At 71.4% G+C, this 23,726-nt stretch carries 23 protein-coding genes and 2 pseudogenes; 15 read left to right on the top strand and 10 right to left on the bottom strand.

All coding sequences use genetic code 11. The features are described 5' to 3' along the window. Nucleotides 1-5 precede the first annotated feature (5 nt). Nucleotides 6-560: a DUF5134 domain-containing protein gene (locus SSP24_RS13685; RefSeq protein ID WP_141309787.1), complete on the bottom strand. Its 555-nt coding sequence runs from the start codon at nucleotides 558-560 to the stop codon at nucleotides 6-8. A gap of 158 nt (nucleotides 561-718) precedes the next feature. On the opposite strand from SSP24_RS13685, the gene SSP24_RS13690 reads away from it, so the two are divergent. Together SSP24_RS13690 and SSP24_RS13695 are read left to right on the top strand one after the other, a co-directional pair. Continuing rightward, complete coding sequence (locus SSP24_RS13690; RefSeq protein ID WP_141309788.1) at nucleotides 719-2,392, top strand: FUSC family protein; 1,674 nt, start codon at nucleotides 719-721, stop codon at nucleotides 2,390-2,392. 512 nt (nucleotides 2,393-2,904) lie between these two features. After that, entirely contained in the window at nucleotides 2,905-3,558 is a 654-nt protein-coding gene (locus SSP24_RS13695) for a MarR family winged helix-turn-helix transcriptional regulator (protein WP_373306719.1), read from the top strand. A 22-nt stretch (nucleotides 3,559-3,580) separates the two neighbouring features. On the opposite strand, the gene SSP24_RS13700 is transcribed toward SSP24_RS13695, so the two are convergent. Together SSP24_RS13700 and SSP24_RS13705 are read right to left on the bottom strand one after the other, a co-directional pair. After that, nucleotides 3,581-4,633 (bottom strand): aldo/keto reductase, encoded by a 1,053-nt coding sequence (locus SSP24_RS13700; protein WP_141309789.1) that lies wholly within the window; start codon nucleotides 4,631-4,633, stop codon nucleotides 3,581-3,583. Between the two features lie 84 nt (nucleotides 4,634-4,717). After that, nucleotides 4,718-5,482 (bottom strand): VOC family protein, encoded by a 765-nt coding sequence (locus SSP24_RS13705; protein ID WP_141309790.1) that lies wholly within the window; start codon nucleotides 5,480-5,482, stop codon nucleotides 4,718-4,720. Between the two features lie 168 nt (nucleotides 5,483-5,650). Between SSP24_RS13705 and SSP24_RS13710 the strand changes: the two genes are divergently transcribed. Then, the gene (locus SSP24_RS13710) at nucleotides 5,651-6,565 is read left to right on the top strand and encodes a GNAT family N-acetyltransferase (protein WP_141309791.1); all 915 of its coding nucleotides are present in this window, start codon (nucleotides 5,651-5,653) and stop codon (nucleotides 6,563-6,565) included. A 7-nt stretch (nucleotides 6,566-6,572) separates the two neighbouring features. On the opposite strand, the gene SSP24_RS13715 is transcribed toward SSP24_RS13710, so the two are convergent. Then, entirely contained in the window at nucleotides 6,573-6,965 is a 393-nt protein-coding gene (locus SSP24_RS13715; protein ID WP_141309792.1) for a VOC family protein, read from the bottom strand. 74 nt (nucleotides 6,966-7,039) lie between these two features. On the opposite strand from SSP24_RS13715, the gene SSP24_RS13720 reads away from it, so the two are divergent. Beyond that, complete coding sequence (locus SSP24_RS13720; RefSeq protein WP_141309793.1) at nucleotides 7,040-7,582, top strand: GNAT family N-acetyltransferase; 543 nt, start codon at nucleotides 7,040-7,042, stop codon at nucleotides 7,580-7,582. 3 nt (nucleotides 7,583-7,585) lie between these two features. Here SSP24_RS13720 and SSP24_RS13725 read toward each other — a convergent pair whose 3' ends face one another. Next, nucleotides 7,586-8,269, bottom strand: coding sequence for a glycerophosphodiester phosphodiesterase (locus SSP24_RS13725; protein WP_141309794.1), 684 nt, complete (start codon nucleotides 8,267-8,269; stop codon nucleotides 7,586-7,588). Between the two features lie 248 nt (nucleotides 8,270-8,517). On the opposite strand from SSP24_RS13725, the gene SSP24_RS13730 reads away from it, so the two are divergent. From SSP24_RS13730 to SSP24_RS44040, 5 genes and pseudogenes are all read left to right on the top strand, one after another. After that, on the top strand, nucleotides 8,518-9,915 hold the full coding sequence (locus SSP24_RS13730) for a DUF6421 family protein (protein ID WP_141309795.1): 1,398 nt from the start codon (nucleotides 8,518-8,520) through the stop codon (nucleotides 9,913-9,915). A gap of 38 nt (nucleotides 9,916-9,953) precedes the next feature. Next, nucleotides 9,954-10,700 (top strand): SDR family NAD(P)-dependent oxidoreductase, encoded by a 747-nt coding sequence (locus SSP24_RS13735; RefSeq protein ID WP_167529577.1) that lies wholly within the window; start codon nucleotides 9,954-9,956, stop codon nucleotides 10,698-10,700. After that, entirely contained in the window at nucleotides 10,697-11,767 is a 1,071-nt protein-coding gene (locus SSP24_RS13740) for a threonine aldolase family protein (protein ID WP_141309797.1), read from the top strand. The genes SSP24_RS13735 and SSP24_RS13740 overlap by 4 nt, the downstream gene beginning before the upstream one ends. 77 nt (nucleotides 11,768-11,844) lie before the next feature. Next, nucleotides 11,845-12,417, top strand: a complete 573-nt coding sequence (locus SSP24_RS13745; protein WP_167529578.1) for a transglutaminase domain-containing protein — start codon at nucleotides 11,845-11,847, stop codon at nucleotides 12,415-12,417. 30 nt (nucleotides 12,418-12,447) lie between these two features. Continuing rightward, nucleotides 12,448-12,581: pseudogene (locus SSP24_RS44040) on the top strand (cytoplasmic protein); the annotation flags it as partial. Between the two features lie 142 nt (nucleotides 12,582-12,723). Here the strand turns inward: SSP24_RS44040 and SSP24_RS13755 are convergent. Then, nucleotides 12,724-13,452 carry a lysophospholipid acyltransferase family protein gene (locus SSP24_RS13755; RefSeq protein ID WP_141309799.1) on the bottom strand — a complete coding sequence of 243 codons (729 nt, stop codon included), beginning with the start codon at nucleotides 13,450-13,452 and terminating at the stop codon, nucleotides 12,724-12,726. A gap of 187 nt (nucleotides 13,453-13,639) precedes the next feature. Next, nucleotides 13,640-13,983, bottom strand: a pseudogene (locus SSP24_RS13760) (DUF4395 domain-containing protein). Between the two features lie 106 nt (nucleotides 13,984-14,089). On the opposite strand from SSP24_RS13760, the gene SSP24_RS13765 reads away from it, so the two are divergent. From SSP24_RS13765 to SSP24_RS13780, 4 genes are all read left to right on the top strand, one after another. Further along, nucleotides 14,090-14,455, top strand: a complete 366-nt coding sequence (locus SSP24_RS13765) for a TlpA family protein disulfide reductase (RefSeq protein ID WP_141309801.1) — start codon at nucleotides 14,090-14,092, stop codon at nucleotides 14,453-14,455. 198 nt (nucleotides 14,456-14,653) lie between these two features. After that, nucleotides 14,654-15,172 (top strand): flavin reductase family protein, encoded by a 519-nt coding sequence (locus SSP24_RS13770; RefSeq protein WP_141309802.1) that lies wholly within the window; start codon nucleotides 14,654-14,656, stop codon nucleotides 15,170-15,172. Nucleotides 15,173-15,381: 209 nt separating this feature from the next. Beyond that, nucleotides 15,382-16,167 (top strand): electron transfer flavoprotein subunit beta/FixA family protein, encoded by a 786-nt coding sequence (locus SSP24_RS13775; protein WP_141309803.1) that lies wholly within the window; start codon nucleotides 15,382-15,384, stop codon nucleotides 16,165-16,167. A 61-nt stretch (nucleotides 16,168-16,228) separates the two neighbouring features. After that, complete coding sequence (locus SSP24_RS13780) at nucleotides 16,229-17,191, top strand: electron transfer flavoprotein subunit alpha/FixB family protein (RefSeq protein WP_141309804.1); 963 nt, start codon at nucleotides 16,229-16,231, stop codon at nucleotides 17,189-17,191. Nucleotides 17,192-17,258: 67 nt separating this feature from the next. Here the strand turns inward: SSP24_RS13780 and SSP24_RS13785 are convergent, their stop codons facing one another. Then, nucleotides 17,259-18,188 (bottom strand): endonuclease/exonuclease/phosphatase family protein, encoded by a 930-nt coding sequence (locus SSP24_RS13785; protein ID WP_141309805.1) that lies wholly within the window; start codon nucleotides 18,186-18,188, stop codon nucleotides 17,259-17,261. A gap of 192 nt (nucleotides 18,189-18,380) precedes the next feature. On the opposite strand from SSP24_RS13785, the gene SSP24_RS13790 reads away from it, so the two are divergent. Both SSP24_RS13790 and SSP24_RS13795 read left to right on the top strand, forming a co-directional pair. Continuing rightward, entirely contained in the window at nucleotides 18,381-19,685 is a 1,305-nt protein-coding gene (locus SSP24_RS13790; protein WP_141309806.1) for a DUF6986 family protein, read from the top strand. A 107-nt stretch (nucleotides 19,686-19,792) separates the two neighbouring features. Then, on the top strand, nucleotides 19,793-21,781 hold the full coding sequence (locus tag SSP24_RS13795) for a serine/threonine-protein kinase (protein WP_141309807.1): 1,989 nt from the start codon (nucleotides 19,793-19,795) through the stop codon (nucleotides 21,779-21,781). Here SSP24_RS13795 and SSP24_RS13800 read toward each other — a convergent pair. Together SSP24_RS13800 and SSP24_RS13805 are read right to left on the bottom strand one after the other, a co-directional pair. Next, nucleotides 21,727-22,542: a hypothetical protein gene (locus SSP24_RS13800; RefSeq protein ID WP_141309808.1), complete on the bottom strand. Its 816-nt coding sequence runs from the start codon at nucleotides 22,540-22,542 to the stop codon at nucleotides 21,727-21,729. The two genes, SSP24_RS13795 and SSP24_RS13800, sit on opposite strands and share 55 nt — an antisense overlap. Before the next feature lie 7 nt (nucleotides 22,543-22,549). Further along, on the bottom strand, nucleotides 22,550-23,587 hold the full coding sequence (locus SSP24_RS13805; protein WP_141309809.1) for a LacI family DNA-binding transcriptional regulator: 1,038 nt from the start codon (nucleotides 23,585-23,587) through the stop codon (nucleotides 22,550-22,552). Nucleotides 23,588-23,726: the final 139 nt, after the last annotated feature.

Raw genomic sequence — 23,726 nt, forward strand, 5'->3', positions numbered from 1 at the left:
CGCCGTCAGAGCGCGAGGAGCATCGCGACCATGGCGATGCCCATCGACAGGCGGCAGGCCCGCGCCAGTTCGGGCCGATCGCCCCACGCAGTGGGACTCGGACCGCCCGCCACGGCGGGTATCGGGATCAGCCTGGCTCCGCTCAGCAGGACGTATCCAGTGAAGTAGAGCAGCAGTGCGCCTGTCAGCAACGGGAGTCCGGAGCCGCCGTGTCCGTGTCCCTGTGCGGCGGCGGGGGAGTCGGCCATCGCCATCGCCATGTAGACCATGGCCGAGGCGCCCACCAGGTGGTGCAGGTGGTGCCTGCCGGTGCGCGCCGCCCACAGGGCGCGCAGGGCCGCCGCACCGAAGACGACGGCGTAGCCGGGCCAGGTCCACTGCGGTGGGGTGAACGCCGTCGCCGGTACGGCCATCGCGGCCATGCCGAAGCCCATCAGCGCCTCGTCGCCCGCGCTACGGCGCTGCTCCTCGACACCGCTGCGCAGGCGCAGCAGGCAGTAGGCGCCGGTCGCCGCGCACAGCGCGACCAGCAGCCAGCCCGGCGCGGCCGGTCCGTGCACCCGCACCTCCCCGCTCGACGGTCGGTCAAGGGATGCCCAATGGATAGAGATGCCCGATTCATGCGGCGCGCACGCGAGCGCAAGGGTGTACGCGGGGAGCGCTCGGGGAGGTGAAGGAGCAATTCGTTTACGGGTGAAACACCTGTAATCTGCTTTCCATGAGCAGTGCGACCCCCACCTCCCGGATCCCTCGCGTGCACCGGCTCCCGCTCGCCGGTGTGCTGCGCGTCGGTCGGCCCTCCGACATCTGGTTCAAGCCCGCGCTGAGCGTGGTGGTCGCGCTCGCCCCGCCCAATCTGACCCTGCTCGCCATGGACCGCCTCGACCTGGCCATGTACACGATGGCCGGATCCCTGTGCGCCCTGTACGCCCACAATCGTCCGTACGCCGCTCGGGCCCGGGTGCTGGCGTGGGTGGTGCTCGGCATGCTCGGCGGCCTCGCCGTCGCGCTGGTCACCGCCTCACTCACGACGAACGCCGTCGTGCTGGTCACCGTCGGCGCTCTCCTGGCCGCCGTGCAGAAGGTGCTGTGTGACGCCTCCCGGCTCGGGCCGCCCGGCAATGTCGTCCTCACCTTCGTCAGCTCCGCCGCGCTGTTCGCCCCGCAGTCCCTGGGCCAGGTACCGGGACACCTTACGCTCGGCATCGCCGCCGGCGGGTGGGCCTGGCTCGTCGGCATGGCGCCCGGCCTGGTCCGCCCGCACGGCCCCGAGCGCCGCGCCACCGCACAGGCCCTGAACGCCGCCGCCGCGTACGCCGACACGCGAGGCACCGGGGACGGGCACGCCCGGGCCCGTGCCGCCGCGGCCACTGCCGTGCAGGCCGCCTGGCAGTCGTTGCTGTCCGCCGGGGATCGCTCCACGACCCGGCGTGCCCTGCGCGCCCTCGTTGTCCGCGCCGAGGTGGCCCTCGCCGCGCCCGCCGACACCGACCCGGCACGGCTGCGGGCCTGGGGCCGCGAGCTGCGCGGCACCGGGCCCGTGCCGTACGCGGGCGACCCGGACGTCGACGAACTGCTCGGCGTGGACGTCGAACTGGCCGCACCGCACCGGCCGTTGCGGCGCGCCCTCGCGTCGCTCGGACCGATCGCCGCCCGCACTGCCCTCGGTTGCGCTCTGGCCGGATACGCATCCCTGGCGCTCGGCATCGGCCGCCCGTACTGGGCGCTGGTCACCGCCGCCGCCCTCTACCAGGCCAACATCACGCTCACCTGGAGCCGGGGTGTTCAGCGCGTGGTCGGCAATCTCGCGGGTGTCCTCGTCTTCGCCGCGCTCACCCCGCTCGCCCACCTCGGCCAGGCGGCGCTGGTGCTGTGCTGTCTCGCCTGCAGTTTCGGTGCGGAGGCGCTGATCAGCCGGAACTACTGGCTCGGCAGCGTCTGCGTCACGCCGATGGCGCTGCTCATCACCGAGTGCACCGGCTTCCAGGATCCCGGTGTGCTGATCGCCGAGCGGGTTGTGGACACCTTCGTCGGCGCGCTGGTCGGCTTCGTCGCCGCGGTCGCCGTCACCAACCGGAGTGCGGGCGCCCGCCTCGAACACGCCCTGACCGCCGTGGAACGGGCCCGCGAGCGCACGGCCCGCCTGCTGGCCGAGCCGCAGCCCGCCGCCGACGCGCTGGAAGCCGCCCGCCGCGCCCTCACCGCCGCCCTCGTCGACCTGCGCGCCACCGCCGACGCCGCGTCCGGCGAGTGGTGGCAGCGGGCGCTGCCCCAGGAGCGGGTCGTCCACGCCGAACAGGCAGGACACCGTACGCTCGCGGCGACGGTAAGACACCAGGGGCTGCTCCTGGACCGGGACGCGGACAGGACGACGGAGGACGCACGGCCATGACGGGGACGAACGGGCGGGGGGCCGACGGGGGAGATGCGGCGGGTACGGCGGGGCTGCGCGGCGCGGGTGGCGCGGGCCGCGGTGGCGTCATCGGCGGTGTGGATCCCGCTGGCGGCACCGCGTCCACTGGTGGCACCGGGCCCACTGGTGGCAGGGTCGGCCCGGTCGGTGCGGCTGGTCCCGGCGGTATGGATGCCACTGGCGGCACCGCGCCCACTGGTGGCACCGCGTCGACTGGTGGGACGGTCGGTCCCGGCGGTGCGGCTGGCCCCGGCGGCGCGGATCCCACTGGCGGCACCGCGCCCACCGGTGGTCCCGCGTGGACTGGCGGCAAGGTCGGTCCCGGCGGTGCGGCTGGCCCCGGCGGCGCGGATCCCACTGGCGGCACCGCGTCGACTGGTGGCAGGGGCGGCCCCGTCTGTGCGGCTGGTCCCGGTGGTATGGATGCCACTGGTGGCTCCGCGTCGACTGGCGGCACGGTCGGTCCCGGCGGTGCGGCTGGCCCCGGCGGCATGGATCCCACTGGCGGCACCGCGCCCACCGGCGGCACCGCGCCCACCGGCGGTCCCGCGTCGACCGGCGGCACGGCCCGCCCCGCTGGCATGGCAGGCCCCGCCAGCGCGGCCCGCCCCACCGGCGCGCCCCGCCCCGCCACCCCCGCCCGTCGTGACACCGTCGCCGCTGTCGTCCGTCAGTGGCAGGTCGTGCACCCCGAGCTCGACACCGGCCCCATGGAGATCATCGGTCGGGTCAACCGCTGTGCCGCCCTCCTTCAGCAGGCCGAGGACGCCCCGCTGCGCCGGGCCGGGCTCAGTCGGCCGGAGTTCGACCTGCTTGCCGCGCTGCGCCGTACCGGACATGAGCTGACCCCCGGTGAACTGGCCCGCGAGACCTTCTCCTCCGGTGCCGCCGTCACCAAACGCCTCAAGCAGCTCACCCAACGCGCCCTGGTCGAGCGGCGCGGCGACCACCGTGACCGCCGCGTCGCCCACGTCCGGCTCACGGACGCCGGACGGGACCTCGTCGACGCCATCCTCCCCGAGCAGCTCGCCTACGAGAGCGCCGTACTGTCCGGTCTCGACGCGCCGCAGCAGGGCGAACTCGCCGCCCTGCTGGGGGAGTTGCTCGGTCAGCTGGAGGGGCGCCTGGGCGTGCTGCGGGGGTGAGCATCCTGGATGCCTCGAAACGTCACAGCACGTCGTGCACCGTCCGCCGATGTGTGGAGCGCCGGTCGTCGATCTCGGTCCAGCGGTCGCCGTAGATGTTCCGCGTGATGGCCGGCTCCCGGACGAAGTCGTGCGGGAAGCCCAGCGGCAGCGCGCTCACCTCGTCGAGGCGGGCGACGGCGTCCGTGTCGAGCCGGACGTCGACCGCCCCGAGATTGTCGGCGAGCTGGCTCTCCTTGGTGGCGGCGATGATGGGGACGATGTTGCCGGGCCGCCCCAGCAGCCAGGCCAGCGCCACCTGTGCCGGGCTCCAGCCGCCCTGCTCGGCGATCTGAAGGACCGCCGTCACGATGGCCTCCTCGCGTGCGTCGACCGTGCCGCCGGTGACGTCAAGCCGCCCCGCCTCGCCGTGCCGGTACTTCCCGGTGAGCTTCCCGGACCCGAGCGGCCCCCACGCCAGCACGGCGAGGTCGAACGCCCGTGCCTGCGGCAGCAGTTCACGCTCGGGCGTGCGCTCCAGCAGGTTGTACAGCAGCTGCGACCCCGCGAACGCCGTCCAGCCCCGCAGCTCGGCCAGCGTATTGGCCTGCGCGATCTCCCAGGCCGGCCAGTCCGAGACGCCGACGTACAGCACCTTCCCGGTCCGTACGAGGTCGTCCAGTGCCCGCATCACCTCGTCGACCGGGGTGAAGTTGTCCCGCGCGTGCACCCAGAGCACGTCGAGCCGGTCGGTGCGCAGCCGCTCCAGGCTGGCCTCCACCGACTGCACCAGGTTCTTGCGGTGGTTGCCCGCGGAGTTGACGTCACCGTCGCGGATGCCGCACGTGTACTTGCTGGCCAGCACGAACTCGTCGCGCCGCCCCTCCAGCAGACCGCCCAGGATCCGCTCCGAACTGCCGTCCGTGTAGATGTTGGCGGTGTCGATGAAGTTGCCGCCCGCGTCCGCGTAGGCGTCGAGGATCCGTTTGCTGGTGTCCTGGTCGGCGCCCCAGCCCCAGTCGTCGCCGATGGTCATCGCGCCGAGGCTCAGCTCGCTCACGCGCAGACCGGTCTTGCCGAACAGTGTGTAACGCACGGTGCGCTCCCCTCCGGGACGTCAGGTCGTGCCCACGACGCTAGGAGCTGGAGCGCACTCCAGCGCAAAACCCTGGCCGTCGGCTCAGCCCTCGTCACCCGCGAGGTAGACGCCGAAGACCCCGCCCTGCGGATCGCGCAGCACCGCGATGCGCGGACCGCCCGGCACGGAGGTGGGCTCCATCAGGGCCGTGCCGCCCGCCCCGATGGCCGTCGCGGCGGTGGCGTCGACGTCGGCCACCGCGAAGTACGGCAGCCAGTGCGGCGGCACCTCCTGCGGGAACTTGTCGTCCATGGTCATCAGGCCGCCGAAGTCCTGACCGGCGATGCCCCACTGGGTGTAGTTCTCCGAGGCGTTGATGGTCCAGCCGAAAACGGTCGTGTAGAAGTCACGCGCGCGTGCGGGCTCCCGGGTGAGCAGTTCCACCCAGCCCAGCGCGCCGGGCGCGTTGAACAGTCCGGCGCCCTCGAAGGCCCGTGGCTGCCACAGCGTGAAGGCGGCGCCGGCCGGGTCGGCGGCCACCGCGAAGCGGCCCGCGTCGAAGACGTCCATCGGGCCCATCATCACCGTGCCGCCGGCCGCCGTGATCTGCTGCGCGGTCTCGTCGGCGTCCCGGACGGCGAACGACACGGTCCACGCGACCGGCTGCCCCTCCTGGTACAGCGGCGTCAGCGCGGCCACCGCCGCGTCGTCCAGGTGCGCGACCGTGTAACCGCCCGCCTCCTGGCGCGGGTCGGTCTCGGACCGCCAGCCGAACAGCTCGGCGTAGAACCGCTTGGCCCCGTCCATGTCACTCGTGCCCAGTTCGACCCAGCAGGGGCCGCCGACCACCGGCTTGTCGAGCTTCATCCGACGTTCCTTCCGCAGCAGAGAACCTCCACCAGCACGCTAGCTGCGCCCACTGACAGCGGCCATCCGGAAACCTTCTCGCGCCCGGCGCCGCTGCCGACATACGATCCCTCGCGTACCGCACCCGATGGCGGCCTCCAGACGATCACCCCTGCCCGGAGGTTCCGCATGTCCGCGCCCCAGGTGCGCCCCTTCCGCCGTGACGACCGCGACCAGCTCACCGAACTGGTCAACGCGCATGTCGCCGCCGTCGTCCCGGGTGTCTCCGTCTCCGTCAACACCGTGCTCAGCGCGCTGGAGCGGGAGCCGGACGAATTCGTCACCGATCCGTGGGTGAGCGAGCGGGTCACCCTCGTCGCCGAACAGCGTCGCTCCGTCGTCGCGGCCGCCCAGGTGCTGCGCTACCGCGACGACACAGAGGTCGGCGAGCACTACCGCGACGCCGGTGAGATCCGCTGGTTCGTGTGCGCCCCCGCGGCCTCCTTCCGGCCGGGCACCGAGCGGGCCGCCGACCTGCTCATGCAGGCCTGCCTCGCCCAGCTGGCCCGCTGGCAGGTCCGGGTGCGGTACGCAGACGGCACGCTCCCGGCCCCGGCCGTGTACGGGCTGCCCCGGCCCTGGCCCCACGTCCGGTCCGTCTACGAGCGCGCCGGGTTCCGCCACACCGGCGACACGGAAATGCTACTCATCGCCCGCGTCGCCGACCTGCCCCGGCCGGAAGCCCGGCCGGGTGTGACGTACGAGCGCACGCTCGGGGAGTGCGGCACCCGCTGGACGGCGTACGACGACGGCCGCGCCGTCGGTTTCGTCGAGGTGGACACCGCGCTCGCCCGGCCTGAGCGGCACGTCCGGGCCGGTGGGCTCTCGGACGTCGGCAACCTGCACGTCGAGCCGTCCCGCCGGGCGGAGGGCTGGGAGCGCCACTTGCTCGCCCAGGCCGCCGACTGGCTCCGTCTGTGCGGCGCGGACCGAGTCCTGGCCTACGAGGCGGCCGAGGATCGTACGGCCATCGACCGGCTCACCGAGGCGGGTTTCCGGGAGCTGACCCGCACCGACCGCGGCTGGGAGCACCGCCCGGCGTGAGAGGGCGTCAGATGCCCGGCCGGTACCGGATCGGATGATCCGCCGGCACCTCCACCAGCACGATCGGCACGCCGTCCGGATCCGCGATCCACATCTCGATCAGCCCCCATGGCTCACGGACCGGCGGCCGTACGATCTCCACGCCCTTGCCCCGCAGCTCGTCGTGCGCGGCGGCCACGTCGTCGACCTGCAGCCACAGCCGTACGGCCGGGGACGGCGGGGTCTCGGAGCGGCCGGAGAGCTCCAGGTGGCCGCCGCCGATGAAGTAGACGACGCCACGGTCCGGCCCGGTGCCGAACTCGCGGTAGACGGCGAGCCCCAGTTGCTCGCCGTAGAAGACACGGGACCGCTCGGGATCGGTGGGGCGCAGCAGGATCCGGCCGCTCAGTACATGCACCATGCACCCGGAGCCTAGCGGCGGCGTTAGGCTCGTCGATGCCCGTGCCGCGCCGGAGAAATCGGGGAGACGCCCTCATGGACAGCACCACCGCCCACTCACTGACCTTCCGTGATGCCACCGACGCCGACGTCGACACGCTGGTCGCGCTGATCGAGTCGGCCTACCGGGGCGACTCCAGCCGGACCGGGTGGACCACCGAGGCGGACATCCTTCAGGGGCAGCGGACCGATCCCGAGGGCGTGCTGGCGGTCATCAAGGCGCCGGACAGCAGGCTGCTGACCGTGGAGCGGGACGGCACCGTCGTTGCCTGCTGCCAGCTCGAACACCGTGGCGACCACGCCTACTTCGGCATGTTCGCGGTGAGCCCCCTGCTTCAGGGCTCCGGTCTCGGCAAGGTGATCATCGCGGAGGCGGAGCGGCAGGTCCGCGAGACCTGGGGCGCCACGGAGATGCACATGACCGTGATCTCCGTACGCGAGGACCTCATCGCCTGGTACGAGCGGCGCGGCTACCGCCGTACGGGACGGATGACCCCCTTCCCGTACGGCGACGAGCGGTTCGGCATCCCGCAGCGCGACGACCTGCAGTTCGAACTGCTGGTGAAGGAGCTCGCGTAGGGCCTACGCCGTGAACCGGCCGGTGCGCTTGATCTCCGGGTAGTCGGTCGTCGCGCCGTCGAGTTCCAGCGCTCGTACGAGACGCAGGTGCTCCTGCGTGTTCACCACCCAGCCGATGATCCGCAGGCCCGCCTCGCGCGCGTGCTCCACGATCTCCAGGGTGAGCCTGCGGATGTTGAGGCAGACGGTCGCCGCCCCGGCCTCGACGGCGCGCTCCACGACGTCCGTGCCGTACCGGCTGGCGATCAGCGCGGTGCGTGCGCCGGGCACCAGCCGGGCCGCCTCGGCGACCGCCTCGTCGTGGAACGAGGACACCTCCACCCGGCCGGTGAGATCGCGCTCCCGCATCAACTCCGCCAGCGCCCGTGCCGCCCGCACGTCCTTGATTTCGGCCTGCAGCGGCGTCCGGACCGCGTCCAGGACCTCCTCGAACACAGGGACCCGCTCGCCCCGGCCCGCGTCCAGGGCGCGCAGCTCGGCGAGGGTCTTCTCGGCGATCGGCCCCGAGCCGTCCGTCGTACGGTCGACGTCTGTGTCGTGCATGACGACGAGGGCGCCGTCCTTGCTCAGATGCAGGTCGAGTTCGATCGCGTCGAGACCGGCCTCCTGAGCGGCGACGAAGGACCGGAGGGTGTTCTCGGGCTCCACACCCATGACTCCGCGGTGACCGATGGTGAGGAAGTTCAAGGTTCGACTCGCTTCCGTCGACGGCGGCGGTGGTGGCGTCGCGGCCACCTGTGGACCGTATCGCCTGGGACCGTGCCGGGCAGAGAGTGACGACGGGGCAATGTGTATTCGAGGTCGCCATGTCCCACAGGAAAAAGTGCGGTGAAGGCAGGGGTGGCGCAGAATAATTTCCCGGGGGTCCCCTTGCTGGGTGAAAGCTGGTGTGTATACGGTCTCCTTACGTGAGGTTCTCCCGTGGAGGATGGGACATGACGGAAATTCTTGTGCAGGTGGGCGCGGAGGAGAAGGTTCCTCCTGTGACCAGGGTGGTTGAGGACCCGGCATGGCCCGTGCTCAAGGATGCCGTGGAGCAGATCCGGCCATGGCAGTCCAAGGACGGATCGATCGACTTCGAGGCCGAGGGCGCCCCCGACCCGGCCGAGGCCGAGCTCGCCGTCCGGCGTGTCGTCGACGCCGTCGAGGAGCTGTCCTCGCTCCTGCCGCACGACGCCGCCTACCACGCGGCCCTCATGCGGGACCTGCGCCGCTGGGCCGACGAGGGCTTCAAGGTGCCCGACTTCCTGGACTCGCTGCTCGCCTTCCAGCCGGCCGCGAATCGGCAGGACGGCCTGCAGCACCTGGTCGTCTTCCCGATGTACACGCAGAACGGCAACCCCGACCGCAACCTCGAAGCGGTGGTACTGCGCATGGTCTGGCCGGACTGGCTGGCCGAGCTGGAGCGCACCCGCTACGACAACCCGCTGTTCTGCGGCATCAAGTTCGAGGACTTCACGGCCGGGTACGACACCAACTCCGCCGTCCTCTTCCCGGAGACCATCGCCGTGCGCGAGGCCCCCGAGCGGTTCAGCTGGGGCGGCATCTTCTGCGACCGCGAGGCCGCCCGCTTCCGCCGCGTCACCGCGGCCGCCGTCGACCTCCTGGGCCTCGACCTGCCCGAGGACATCGCCGCCATGGTCCACGACCAGAAGCGCTGCGAAGAGGCCTTCGTACTCTGGGACATGGTCCACGACCGCACCCACAGCCACGGCGACCTGCCGTTCGACCCGTTCATGATCAAGCAGCGCCAGCCGTTCTGGATGTACGGCCTGGAGGAGCTGCGCTGCGATCTGACCGCCTTCAAGGAGGCCGTGAAGCTGGCCGGCGAGGGCGTACCGCAGGCCCGTGACGTGCAGTACGCGGTGCTGTTCGACCGGATGTTCCGCTTCCCGGTCACCGGCGAGCGGGTGCGCAACTACGACGGCCTGGGCGGCCAGCTGCTCTTCGCCTACCTGCACAAGCACGACGTCGTCCGGTGGACCGACAACAAGCTGTCGATCGACTGGGAGCGCGCGCCGCAGGTCACCAACCAGCTGTGCGCCGAGATCGAGAAGCTCTACCGGGACGGCATCGACCGCCCCAAGCTCGTGCACTGGTTCGCCGGGTACGAACTGGTCTCCACCTACCTCGCCCCGCACCCCGGCTCCAAGTGGGCCAAGGGCCCGGACGCCCTGGACCTGACCCAGCCGCCGCGCAAGCTCGTCGATGACGTGCTTCCGGACGAGTTTCCGCTGAGCATGTTCTATGAAGCGCTGTCCAAGAAACTGAAGAACGTGATTGCCTCGACCCGGGGCATCACGGCGGACACCGCCAAGCGGGTCGCCGCGTGAGCGATCACGTCCAGAACACTGCTCAGGAGGCGAAGACCATGGGGAACGGTGCTCTCAGCGGTGCGGTGATCGCGGTGGCCGGCGCGGGCGGACCCGCCGGCCGGGCGACGCTGCTGCGGCTGGCCGAGGCGGGCGCGATCGTCGTCGGCTCCGACAACGACCCGGAGCGACTGGCGGAGGCCGTGGACGCGGCCAGCTACGCGCACGGCGGCGCCACCGTCGTCGGCGACACGGTCGACCTGCTCGACCGGCAGGCCGCCCAGGACTGGGCCAATCGCGTCGAGAAGGACTTCGGGCGCGTCGACGGCCTGGTCCACCTCGTCGGCGGCTGGCGCGGCAGCGAGACCTTCACCAAGACCCGGCTCGACGACTGGGACCTGCTGGAGCTGCTGCTCATCCGCACCGTCCAGCACACCTCCCTCGCCTTCCACGAGGCGCTGCAGCGCAGCGACCGCGGCCGGTACGTCCTGATCAGCGCCGCCGGCGCCAGCAAGCCCACCGCGGGCAACGCCGCGTACGCCGCCGCCAAGGCCGCCGCCGAGGCGTGGACGCTGGCCCTGGCCGACTACTTCGGCAAGGCCGGGGGCGAGCAGGGGCCGAACGCGGCGGCTGCCATCCTGGTGGTGAAGGCACTGGTGCACGACGCCATGCGCGCCGAGCGACCCAACGCGAAGTTCGCGGGCTTCACCGACGTCAACGACCTGGCGGAGGCCATCGCCGGTGTCTGGGACAAGCCCGCCGCCGAAGTGAACGGACAACGTCTGTGGCTGACCGAGAAGCCGTGAACCCCCCGAAGACCGACGCGCGTCGCCATCACGACCCCGAGGTCCGCGGTTTCGCCAGTGACAACTACGCCGGGGCCCACCCGGAGGTGCTCGCCGCCCTGGCCCTGGCCAACGGCGGGCACCAGGTCGCGTACGGCGAGGACGCGTACACCGAGAACCTCCAGCGCGTCATCCGCAGCCACTTCGGTGCCACGGCGGAGGCGTTCCCGGTGTTCAACGGCACCGGCGCCAACGTCGTCGCCCTGCAGGCGGTCACCGACCGCTGGGGCGCGGTGATCTGCGCCGAGAGCGCGCACATCAACGTCGACGAGTGCGGGGCGCCGGAGCGGGTCGGCGGGCTGAAGCTGCTCACCGTACCCACGCCCGACGGCAAGCTCACGCCCGAGCTGATCGACCGGCAGGCGTACGGCTGGGACGACGAGCACCGCGCGATGCCGCAGGTCGTCTCCATAGCCCAGGCCACCGAGCTGGGCACGGTCTACACGCCGGACGAGATCCGGGCGATCTGCGAACACGCCCACGCGCACGGGATGAAGGTCCATCTGGACGGCTCCCGCATCGCCAACGCGGCCGCCTCCCTGGACGTCCCGATGCGGACCTTCACCAACGCGGCCGGCGTCGACATCCTCTCCCTGGGCGGCACCAAGAACGGCGCCCTGTTCGGTGAGGCCGTTGTGGTCATCAACCAGGACGCCGTCAGCCATATGAAGCATCTGCGCAAGCTGTCCATGCAGCTCGCCTCCAAGATGCGCTTCGTGTCCGTGCAGCTGGAGGCCCTGCTTGCCAGGGACCTGTGGCTGCGCAACGCACGGCACTCCAACGAGATGGCCCAGCGCCTCGCCGAGGGCGTACGCGCCGTGCACGGTGTCGAGCTGCTGCACCCGGTGCAGGCCAACGCGGTCTTCGCGCGGCTGCCGCACGACGTGAGCGAGCGCCTGCAGAAGCGGTTCCGTTTCTACTTCTGGGACGAGGCCGCCGGTGACGTGCGCTGGATGTGCTCCTTCGACACGACGGAGGAGGACGTGGACGCGTTCGTCGCGGCGCTCAAGGAGGAGATGGCGCGGTAGGTCTGCGTAGTGCATAGATATGCGGCCACCTGAAAAGTCATTGACGTTCGGTGATCGCGTTTCTATGCTCTGCGGGCATGGAGCTGATCCAGGAAAACCCCGACCTGTCCGCCTATCTGGCCGCCGACGAGGCCATCGACCACGATCATCCGCGCGTACGGGAGACGGCTGCGCGGCTCGCCGCATCGGCTACGGATTCGTATGACTATGCGCGGATGGCGTTCGAGTTCGTGCGGGACACCATTCCGCACTCCCAGGACGTCGGCGATCTCCGCGTCACCTGGCGAGCGTCCGACGTCCTGGAGCAGGGCACGGGCATCTGCTACGCCAAGGCCCACGCCCTGGCCGCGCTGCTGCGGGCCGAGGACATCCCTACCGCCCTGTGCTACCAGAGGTTCGACGTGGTGCACGGGCTGGTCGCCGTCCGCTTCAACGGTGCCTGGCATCGGCAGGACCCGCGCGGAAACAAGCCGGGCGTGGACGCACAGTTCTCCTTGGGTGCTGAGCGCCTGGCCTTCACGGCCGACCCGAAGTTCAATGAGCTGGACTATCCAGTCCTGTATGCCGTACCGCATCCACTGGTGCTGGAGGCACTCAAGGCGGCCCCCGACCGGCCGTATCTCTGGCAGCACCTTCCCACCGCACTCTGAGGCAAGGCGGACGTGGCCCCACAACTGGCGAGGGCCCCACGCACCCGGCTCACCGAGGAGACCGTCTCGGGCATCTTCCTGCTGGAGACCATGGCCCCGAGGCCGAGGCGGCGGCCGCCGAACTCGCCGCCCTCCTGGAGAAGTTCAGCCCCGCCGCAGGGGTGATCCCTCGCAGCGCCCCGGAGCAGGTGCTGCGCACCAGCATCCAGCCCTGGACACAGCGGCCGGGTCCGCAGGCACCGCGTACGGTCGCGGACTCCGGCTTTCCGGTGCGTCGCCCGGACTGTATCGACCGCCGTGCGGCGGTCAGCGTGCCTCGGCCTCGCGGACCTGTTCCGGGGTGGGGGCCGTGCCGCCGAGGTGGGCGGGGAGCCACCAGGTGTCGTCCCTGCCGCGGGGGCGTCCGGGGTAGGCACGCTGGGCCGCGTCCAGCAGGTCCTGGACGCGCTCGCGCAGTCGGCGGGTGATCGCGCCCGCGTACTGGTCGCGCGGAGCGTCGACCGCCTCGCCGACCCGGATTGTGACCGGGATGTGGCTGCGCTTGAAGTTGCGCGGGTGGCCCTTGGTCCACAGCCGCTGCGTGCCCCACACGGCCATCGGGATGAGCGGCACGCCCGCCTCCTGGGCCAGCCGCGCCGCACCCGACTTGAAGCTCTTCAGCGTGAACGACTGCGAGATCGTGGCCTCCGGGAACACACCGACGATCTCGCCGGAGCGCAGCGAGTCCAGAGCGTGCTGATACGCGGCCTCGCCCTGCTTGCGGTCCACCGGGATGTGCCGCATACCGCGCATCAGCGGACCGGAGATGCGGTGCCGGAAGACGGACTCCTTCGCCATGAAGCGCACCAGGCGCTTCTGGGGGAGCGCGGCCAGGCCGTTGAAGACGAAGTCCAGATAGCTGATGTGATTGCTCACCAGCACTGCGCCGCCCGAGCGCGGGATGTTCTCCGACCCCTGGCAGTCGATCTTCAGGTCCCAGACCTTGAACAAGGTCCGCGCGAGACCGACGACGGGACGGTAGACGAGTTCTGCCATGGGCGGAGTGGACCCTTCCTGCTCAGCCTGGGAAGGGACTCCCGGCGGACAAGTTACGTAGCCGTAGGTTTACGGCATCTCGCAGATCGTGCCCCAAGAACGGACAGGTAGCCAGTCCTGGTGCCCGGGCGAGGCGAGATCCTCGTCACGTCGGCGCGTAGGTCCACCTCGTGCTTTTACGACGTCTTTACTCGGTGCGTACGGTGACTTGCTGGGCGAGCAAGTACATCTCGCACGCCACGCAGAACCCCAACGCCGCGTTGAGAAAGGCGGCGACGAGCGCGGCTCCGGTCGCGGCAAGCCCCAGCCAGACGGGCCCCAGCGTGTAGCCGACCAGGCCGACGCCCGCGAACACCAGCCCCACCGCCTGCGCGAACCGCGAGGGTTCCGGCGCCTCGAACTCCGCCGCCGGCCCGATCCGGGGTCGTATCACCCGGTGGAACGCCCAGCCGTACGGCGAATGGCCCATGCCGCCAGGACGACGGCCGTCACGGCCGCCCCGAAACGCGGTCCCCTCACGTCGATGTCCATGAACCCAGAATTCCGCAGCGAAAAGGCCGCCGGGAGGCGGGAATCTTTGCGGTCTCGTGAACGCTTGTGCTGGGCATGGCGGGAGTTGTGACCGGTCGGGTGGTGTGTGCGCGTGCGTGACGAGGGCAAGCGGCTCGGTGTGGCCGAACTGGGTGCCGAACTCGGTGAACGCGCCACGCTGGTGCAGTTCTCCAGCGCCTTCTGCGCGCCCTGCCGGGCGACCCGCCGGATCCTCGGCGAGGTGGCCGAACTGGTCCCGGGTGTCATCCACGTCGAGATCGACGCCGAGGCCCATCTGTCCCTCGTACGCACGCTCGACATCGTCAAGACCCCGACCGTGCTGGTGCTGGACGCCGACGGCCGGGTCGTACGGCGGGCCGCGGGACAGCCGCGCAAGGCCGATGTGATCGCCGCGCTGGGGCAGGCTGTGCGCGCCGAGGGCGCCGGGTCCGTCGAGGGCTCCGGGGTCTGAAATTCCTGCATTCCAGATCCCGGAATCCGGGACGAACTTGACTGTGCGCAGCATCTATCGTCAGCTTGACCGTATGCCTTCGGAAGTCCTTCTCTTCGGCCGGGTCCATGTCGACCTCGTCCGCACCGCGAGCGCACGCTGTCCGGGCTGCTGAACAGCCCAGGATCCGCTCGTCGTCCCCCGCAGAAGGTCAACTCCATGACGGCCACCCCCGGCCTCGCCGCACCCGCCTCTCCGTCAACCGCCGCTCCCGACCTGTTCCGCGCCGTCTTCCGGCGGCACGCGGCCGGCGTGGCGGTGATCACGGCGCGCGGTGACACCGGCCCGGTCGGCTTCACCGCCACCTCCCTCACCTCCGTCTCCGCCGAACCACCGCTGCTCTCCTTCGGGATCGGCACGGGGTCGTCCAGCTGGGCGGCGATCTCCGGCGCCGACCATGTCGGCGTCCACATACTCGGTGAGCATCAGCAGGAGCTGGCGGCCACCTTCGCGCGCAGCGGCGCCGACCGGTTCGGCGCGCCCACCGTCTGGCGCGAGGGCCCCGAAGGCGTTCCCGTGCTCGACGGCGTGCTGGCCTGGCTGGTGTGCACGGTGCACGCGCGCGTGCCCGCGGGTGACCACCGTCTCGTACTCGCGGAAGTCATCGGCGGCGACCCGGCCGGCGCGGGCCGGCCGCTGCTGTACCACCAGGGACGCTTCACCGCGTTGCGTGACTGAGCGCACCTGCGGAATCGTCCAGTTCCGGTTACGCTGCGTTGCGAAGGTCACAGTTCAAAGCGCTTGCTTAGCGGGCATGGACTGGGTGTACTGACGAGTAATATCTCGTTCGGAGCGCGGGTCGCCCCGACCGGGATCGGCCGCTAGAGGCGCCTATGCTGCCTGCAAGAAGGCAGCCTGAAATTGACGATTGCAGTAGGAGAGCCGGCGTGAGCTTGAGGATCGTTGTCACTGTGAAGTACGTGCCCGACGCCACTGGCGACCGGCACTTCGCCGATGACCTGACCGTCGACCGGGACGACGTGGACGGTCTGCTCTCCGAACTCGACGAGTATGCGGTCGAGCAGGCGCTGCAGATCGCCGAGGACGCCGACGACGCCGAGGTCACCGTCCTGACGGTCGGCCCCGAGGACGCCAAGGACGCGCTGCGCAAGGCCCTTTCGATGGGCGCCGACAAGGCGATCCACGTCGAGGACGACGACCTGCACGGCACCGACGCCATCGGCACCTCCCTGGTGCTGGCCAAGGCGATCGAGAAGGCCGGCTACGACCTGGTCATCTCCGGCATGGCCTCCACCGACGGCACCATGGGCGTCGTACCGGCGCTGCTCGCCGAGCGGCTGGGCGTCCCGCAGGTCACCCTGCTCTCCGAGGTCTCCGTCGAGGACGGCACCGTCAAGGGCCGCCGTGACGGCGACGCCGCCTCCGAGCAGCTGGAGGCGTCGCTTCCGGCCGTCGTGTCCGTCACCGACCAGTCGGGCGAGGCGCGTTACCCGTCCTTCAAGGGCATCATGGCCGCCAAGAAGAAGCCGGTGGAGTCCTGGGACCTGTCCGACCTCGACATCGAGGCGGAAGAGGTCGGCCTGGACGGCGCCTACACCACGGTCGACGGCGCGGCCGAGCGCCCGGCCCGCACGGCCGGCACGATCGTCAAGGACGAGGGCGAGGGCGGCAAGCAGCTCGCTGAGTTCCTCGCGAGCCAGAAGTTCATCTGAGCCCTGAGCTCGACTTCGCCGACCGCCCCGCACACTTCGCAAGCAGGAGAGAAGAAGTCCCATGGCTGAAGTTCTCGTCTACGTCGACCACGTGGACGGTGCCGTCCGCAAGCCCACCCTGGAGCTGCTGACGCTGGCCCGTCGCATCGGCGAGCCCGTCGCCGTCGCCCTCGGCAACGGCGCCGCCGACACCGCCGCCACGCTCGCCGAGCACGGCGCGACCCGCGTCCTCACCCACGACGCCGCCGAGTACGCCGACTACCTGGTCGTCCCGAAGGTGGACGCCCTGCAGGCCGCCCACGAGGCCGTCTCCCCGGCCGCCGTACTGGTGCCGTCCTCCGCCGAGGGCAAGGAGATCGCCGCCCGCCTCGCGCTGCGCATCGGCTCCGGCATCATCACCGACGCCATCGACCTGGAGGCAGGCGACGAGGGCCCGGTGGCCACCCAGTCGGTGTTCGCCGCGTCCTTCACCACCAAGTCCCGTGTCTCCAAGGGCACCCCGGTCATCACGGTCAAGCCGAACTCGGCCGCCGTGGAGGCCGCGCCGGCCGCCGGCGCCGTCGAGGCGCTGTCGGTGACCTTCTCCGACAAGGCCACCGGCACCAAGGTCACCGGCCGCACCGCCCGTGAGTCGACGGGCCGTCCGGAGCTGACCGAGGCCGCCATCGTGGTCTCCGGTGGCCGCGGTGTGGGCGGCGCGGAGAACTTCGCGCTCATCGAGGCGCTCGCCGACTCCCTCGGCGCGGCCGTCGGCGCCTCGCGTGCCGCGGTGGACGCGGGCTGGTACCCGCACACCAACCAGGTCGGCCAGACCGGCAAGTCCGTCTCGCCGCAGCTGTACATCGCCTCCGGCATCTCCGGCGCGATCCAGCACCGGGCCGGTATGCAGACCTCGAAGACCATCGTGGCCGTCAACAAGGACCCCGAGGCCCCGATCTTCGAGCTGGTCGACTACGGCGTCGTCGGCGACCTGTTCGACGTCGTCCCGCAGCTGACCGAGGAGATCAAGTCCCGCAAGGGCTGATCGTCAGCAGGCTGTACGAGGCCCCCGTGACCGGCGACGGTCGCGGGGGCCTCGGTTCATCAGAGGGTCATCCGAGCGTGAGTGTCGCCTGCACGGGCAGATGGTCGCTCGGGAACTGCCCGTCCACAGCGAAGGTGTTGATGTCCGCCCGGTGCACGGTGACGCCGGGCGTGGCGAGGATCCAGTCGATCCGGTCGCCGTTCGGCGTCAGCGGTCGGTAGCCGTGGAAGGTGGCGTAGTGCGGGCCGCGCTCGGCGGCCGTCTCCCAGGTGTCGGCGAGCCCGGCGCCCAGCATCGTGTCGTAGACGGGGTTCTTGTGCGCGGCGACGTTGAAGTCGCCGGTCACCAGCAGCGGCAGCGAGCGGTCCAGTCCGGCGATCCGCTGCGCGATCAGCGCGGCGGCACGCGCGCGTGCGTCCTGGCTGCGGTTGTCCAGGTGGGTGTTGAGGAAGTAGAACTCCCGGTCGCCGTCCCGCAGATCGCGGAAGCGGACCCAGGTGACCATGCGGATGGAGCCGCCGCCCCAGGTGTTCGACCCGATGACGTCGGGGGTGTCGGAGAGCCAGTAGTGGTCGTACTCGAGCGGGGCGAGGCGGCGGGTGTCGTAGAAGATCGCCATGAACTCGTCGCGGCTGCCGCCCGCGCGGCCGGTGCCGATCCAGTCGTGGTGCGGGCCGAGGTCGGACTCGATGTCCAGCAGCTGCTGGTAGAGGCCCTCCTGGGTGCCGATGAGGTGCGGGCGCTCGCGGCGCAGCAGCTCCCGCGTCACGGGTCTGCGCACGGCCCAGCTGTTGGGTTCGGTGGTGCTCGCGAAGCGGAGGTTGAAGGACATGGTCTCCAGCCGTCGGCTGGTGCGCTGCGCCGCGGGCGCGAGGTCGGGTTCCTCCGCCGAGGCGGCCGACGACGACAGTGCTGTACTGGAGAGGGGCAGGGCGGCCGCCGTGGCTAACGCGGTCTTCAGGCCCAGGCGGCGCGTGACTCGGCTCTGGTTCGGCACGGGGCTCCTTCGATGGGGCGGCCAGGGGAGTCGGTGTACCGAAGTGTTCTACCGCCTCATGAGATGAGCGTGAACATGCCGAAAGATCCGGGTGGCCCGGTGAGGAAGTGGTGTTGACCAGGCGGAAGGTCCCCGGATAACTTCATTCTACGGATTGTTGATTCCGTACAGCGGAAAACAGGAGGGTGTGGGATGGGTCAGGGCCAGCAGGAGCAGGTCGCGACGAGCCTCGCGGGCACGGTCAGCGAGGAGATCAGCGCTTCCCTCGCGCCGGTCGACGCCGAACTGGAGCGCCGCTACCCCGGAGACCCCGGCACCCGTCAGCCGGTCCACACCGTCTACGTCCCCGGTGACGCCTTCGCCGCCGACACCATCCGTTCCTGGGGCGACCAGGCGCTCGCCGCCCTCGACGAACACGCCCCGGACGCCGCGTCCTTCGCCGCCGTCCTGGGGCTCGCCGACGACCTCGCCGAGCCCGTGTACGCGCGCGTGCGCGCCAAACTGGAACGCGAGCCCATTGAGGACCTCCGCGTGGACTTCGAGGACGGCTACGGCCCCCGCCCCGACGCCGAGGAGGACGAGACGGCCGCCCGGGCGGCACGGCTGATCGCGCAGGCGTACGAGAACGGGACCGCGGCGCCGTACATGGGCATCCGGATGAAGTGCATGGAGGCGCCGGTACGGGACCGGGGCATCCGCACCCTCGACATCTTCCTCACCGGACTGATGCGGGCCGGTGGCCTGCCCGACGGGCTGGTCCTCACCCTGCCCAAGGTGACCTATCCGGAGCAGGTCACCGCCATGGTCCGGCTGCTTGAGGCTTTCGAGAAGGCGCACGCCCTCGAACCCGGTCGACTGGGCTTCGAGATCCAGATCGAGACCAGCCAGTCCATCCTCGCCGCCGACGGCACGGCCACCGTCGCCCGGATGATCCAGGCCGCCGAGGGCCGCGCCACCGGGCTGCACTACGGCACCTTCGACTACAGCGCCTGCCTCGGCGTCTCCGCCGCCTACCAGGCCAGCGACCACCCGGCCGCCGACCACGCCAAGGCGATCATGCAGGTGGCGGCGGCGGGCACGGGTGTGCGGGTGTCGGACGGCTCGACGAACGTCCTGCCGGTCGGCCCCACGGCGAAGGTGCACGACGCCTGGCGACTGCACTACGGCCTCACCCGCCGCGCCCTGGCCCGCGCCTACTACCAGGGCTGGGACATGCACCCCGGCCACATCCCCACCCGATACGCGGCCGTCTTCGCCTTCTACCGCGAGGGTTTCGAACAGGCCGCCGCCCGCCTCGCCCGCTACGCCAACCGGGCCGGCGGCGACGTCATGGACGAGCCCGCCACCGCCAAGGCCCTCAGCGGCTACCTGCTGCGCGGCCTGGACTGCGGCGCCCTCGACATCGCCGAGGTCGCCCGGCTGACCGGCCTCACCCGGGCCGACCTGGAAGGCTTCGCCGCACCCCGGCGGGGCGACCTGACGGCGTCCGCGAAGTAGGTAGCGGGCCTGTCACAGAGGCCACCTGCGGCCGTTGTTGTCAGCGCTGCCCCGTAGTCTGTACGGCACTCATGCAAGGGTCGTAGGGGCGTAGGAACGGGGCAGCGGTGTCTTCGGGGGAGTACGGACAGGCGGACGGGGCCGGTCGGCTGCTGGCCGGGCGCTATCGCGTGGTGGCGCAGCTCGGCCTGGGCGGCATGGGCGTGGTCTGGAGAGCGGTCGACGAGGTCCTCGGCCGCGAGGTCGCCGTCAAGGAACTGCGCACCTACACCGACGCCGCCGGGCCCGAACTGGCCGACCTGCGGCTGCGGATGCAGCGCGAGGCGCGTGCCGCCGCCCGGGTGCGGCATCCCGGGGTCGTCGCCGTGCACGACATCGCCGAGGTCGACGGCCGCCCGCTGATCGTGATGGAGCTGGTCGACGGGCCCTCCCTGGACGACGTGCTGCGCGACCGGGGCACCCTGGACCCGCGCGAGGCCGCCGGGATCGGCGCGAAGGTCATGGACGCGCTGGCCGCCGCCCACGGTGTCGGTGTGCTGCACCGTGACGTCAAGCCCGGCAACATCCTGCTGGACCGCTCGGGGCGGGTGCTGCTGACCGACTTCGGCATAGCGACGATGGAGGATCCCGGCGACGGCTCGGCAACCCACCTTACCCGCAGCGGCGAACTCGTGGGTTCCCTTGACTACTTGGCCCCCGAACGAGCCCAGGGCGCCGACCCCGGCCCCGCCTCGGACGTCTGGGCCCTCGGCGCCACGTTGTACGCCGCCGTCGAAGGTGCCTCCCCGTTCCGCCGTACGTCGACGTACTCGACCCTCACCGCGATCGTCGCCGAACCCCTGCCGGAACCCCAACGCGCCGGTCCCCTGGGCCCCGTCCTGCGCCGCCTCATGGACAAACGCCCGGAGTCCCGCCCGGAGGCGGAGGAGGCGCGGAAGCTGTTGCAGCTGGTCGCGGATTCCCCTGCCGCCGACATCCCGACGGCGCTGCTGCGGGCGGGGACACCCTCGCCCGAGGCCCCGACGGGCCGACCACACACGGAACTGAGCGTTCCGGCGATACCACCGGGATTCGGGCCGGTTCAGGGGGCGCCAGGTGGGACGGCGCAGGGCGGGACCGGCGGGCTGGCAGGGTCGGGCGCGCAGGGCTTGGGCGGGCAGACGGGATCTGGTGCGCAGGTGTATGGCGCGGCTGCGGGGACGGGGCCTGGGCAGGAGGGCTTCGGCGCGCCCGCGCAAACCGACCCCGGCTCGCAGGGCTTTGGTGCGCCCGCGCAAACCGGCCCCGGCTCGCAGGGCTTTGGTGCGGCCGCGCAGACCGGCCCCGGCCCCCAGCACTACGGCGCCCCCGCGCATACCGCCCCCGCTCCGCAAGCCCTCCACACCGCCGGCCCCTCCGGGCCAACCCCGCCCGGCACCTCCACCCCCACCGGCCCCATCCCCGCCACCGCACCCCGCCGCAAGGGCCGTGCGCTACTCGCGGCTGCCGCGGTCGTGGTTGTGCTCGCGGCAGCCGGTGTCACGGTCGTCGTGCTCGACAACGGCTCGGGCGAGGCTACGGCAGGTGCGCGGCCCACTGAATCCGCCGTCCGCGTCACGGCCGAGCCCTCGGCGACCGAGCCCACCGAGGGTGGCCGTTCGGCCGACGCCACGCCCTCCGAGCAGGGGGCCGACGGCGAGCGGACGCCGAGCGCGGAGCAGTCGACCGGCGAGGAGGGCGAGCCCACTCCCAAGGACACGGCAGCGCCCAAGCCCTCCCCGTCACGGACGGCCGGGGCCGGGACCACCGGCGGCGGCACCGAGACCACCCCCGCGCCGTCCTGCCACTCCATAGGCGGCGGCAAGTACAACTGCACGGTCTGGCGCACCGCCAAGTCCTACACCGCCTCCGGCACCGAGGTCGGCATCCTCAACGCGGGCACCAACTACTTCTACTGCCAGCAGAACCTGGGCCGCCGCGAGACCTACGGCGAGTGGACCAACGTCTGGTGGGGCCGCACCGACGACGACAGCGGCAACGCCGACGTCTATGTCAGCGCCGTCTACATCCAGGGCGGCGACAACGACGCCCCGGTGCCCGGCCTCCCGGTCTGCTGAGCCCGTACGTACCGCTCCAGCCCGGACGTCGTCACCAGCTTCTCCTCGGCGAACAGCCTCGTACCCCGCGCGCACAACCACCGGTCGGCCCGCGCCCGCGCACAGAACTGCTCGGGCGTCGAACCGAACAGCTTCCGCAACCGGGGTACACCAACGAGGAGTTCCGTCAGCAGCGCACGCTGGCCGGGATGCCTACGGGGCGCCTCGGTACCGTCACGCAGGACGCCGTGCCGGTTGACGTACACATACGCGCCCGGCAGCGTCGTACCGTCCGCCACTTCGATCCGTACGTCGGGCGCGGGCAGCCAGGCCCGGTCGAAGTTGCCGTGCGGCAGGGGCACGCCCTCGCTCACGTCCACCACCGCCAGCTGCTCGGCGTCCAGCCAGATGACGAACAATTCCCGTAAGCAGCCGGGCGAGTGGACCGGCGACGCTGAGACGTATCCCATGCGACTGACGTGCGCGGAGACACCCATGTCGATACCGGTGACCCGGGCCAGCACCATCGGGACGGGTGACCGGATCCCGAACTCGCGCAGCTTGTGACGCAGTTGGCCGGGGCAGGCGTTGGAGCCGACGGCGAGCACCGGCGTCCGGTCCTCGTGCACCAGCCGCTCCAGCGGCAGCAGCCGGTCACCGTCCAAAAGCCCCGACTCCCGGGGCCAGGCGCCGGGATAGTTCAGCGGCTGCTCGCGGGGCGCCTCGGCAAGCCCGAGCGCCTCCAGGGTGCGGTCCTCAAGAGGCTGCGCGCGGTCGTCCACGGGCCGCTCAGTCCGCCGGCGGCAGCTCGCCCGAGCCGCGGGTGATCAGCCGGGTCGGCAGTTCGATCCTCTCCGGGACCACCAGCGAGCCGTCCAGCTGGCGGAACAGCCGTTCGGCGGCGGTACGGCCCAGCGCCGCCGCGTCCTGCGCGACGACCGTGACACCCGGCTGGAGCAGATCGGCCAGCTCGATGTCGTCGAACCCGACAAAGGCGACCCGGCGCGGCTGCTCGGCCAGGACCCGGATCACGGTGACCGTCACCCGGTTGTTGCCCGCGAAGATCGCGGTGACCGGTGAGGGCCCGGACAGCATCTCCTCGGCCGCCCGCCGCACCCGCAGCGGATCCGTGGCCCCCAGGGACATCCAGGCGTCCTCGACCGCTATCCCGGCGTCCTCCATGGCCGCCCGGTAGCCGCGCAGCCGCTCGGCGGCGGTGTGGATGCGCGGCATGTCGCCGATGAACCCGATCCGCCGGTGCCCGTGCGCGATCAGGTGGGCGACGCCGTCCCGGGCGCCGCCGTAGCTGTCCGACAGAACGACATCGGCGTCGATCTTCCCGGCCGGACGGTCCACGAACACCGTGGCGACGCCCGCCTTCAGCTCGGGCTCCAGATAGCGGTGGTCGTCACCCGCCGGGATGACCACGAGCCCGTCCACCCGCCGTGCGCACAGCGCCAGCACCAGCTCCTGCTCGCGGTCGGGGTCCTCGGCGCTGGAGCCGTTGATCAGCAGGGCGCCGTGCGCGCGGGCCACCTCCTCCACGGCGCGGCTCAGAGGGCCGTAGAACGGGTCGGCGAGGTCCTCCAGGACCAGCCCGATGCTCGCCGTCCGGCCCTTACGCAGCACCCGCGCACTGTCGTTGCGGCGGAAACCGAGCGCCTCGATGGCCTCCTGGACGCGCCGCTCGGTCTCCGGGGTCACCCCCGGTTCCCCGTTCACGACCCGGGAGACCGTCTTCAGTCCGACGCCGGCGCGGGCTGCTACGTCCTTCATGGTGGGCCGGTTTCCGTAGCGGGTTCCGGCGAGGCGATGGGTCTCGGGCACAGTGCGGTGTCCTGTCCTGTGGTCCACGGGATGCGTCGGTCCATGGTTTGTATGAGGATGTGGCGTCGAGCATAGAGCCTGGACAACGTTGTCAGAAGCGGGAGAGACTGTCCAGCGCACTCCCCGGCCCGCGCCCCAC

Source organism: Streptomyces spinoverrucosus, assembly GCF_006539505.1.
In the GTDB taxonomy this organism is placed as follows: Bacteria; Actinomycetota; Actinomycetes; order Streptomycetales; family Streptomycetaceae; genus Streptomyces; species Streptomyces spinoverrucosus.